The organism is Pseudomonas peli (genome assembly GCF_050563605.1).
Taxonomy (GTDB): domain Bacteria; phylum Pseudomonadota; class Gammaproteobacteria; order Pseudomonadales; family Pseudomonadaceae; genus Aquipseudomonas; species Aquipseudomonas peli_A.
On record NZ_JBNXUH010000175.1, the window covers coordinates 1 to 281 of the forward strand.

Here is a 281-nt window from a genome sequence, read left to right on the forward strand (position 1 = left end):
GCGTCAGATGTGTATAAGAGACAGGCGCTCATCCTGGTACTCGCGGGCAATCGGTGTGCGTTTGCGCGCGGTGGCCTTCCAGTCGATTTGCCGCAGGGTGTCGCCGTCGCGAAACTCTCGCAGTTGGTGGAACTCCTGACCGAGGCCGCGGCGTTGCTGCTGGCGCACGCCAAGCTCTGTCTCTTATACACATTCTGACGCTGCCGACGACGCCCCACGAGTGTAGATCTCGGGGGTCGCCGTGTCTTTATAAAAAAAAAACAAAACGATAACTACCCCGA

General features: G+C 58.0%; 1 pseudogene. It reads right to left on the minus strand.

Annotation, left to right across the window (positions count from 1 at the left end):
• Positions 1 to 24: 24 nt before the first annotated feature.
• A pseudogene (locus tag ACQ4LH_RS21395) lies at positions 25 to 177 on the minus strand (DUF58 domain-containing protein); the annotation flags it as partial.
• Positions 178 to 281: the final 104 nt, after the last annotated feature.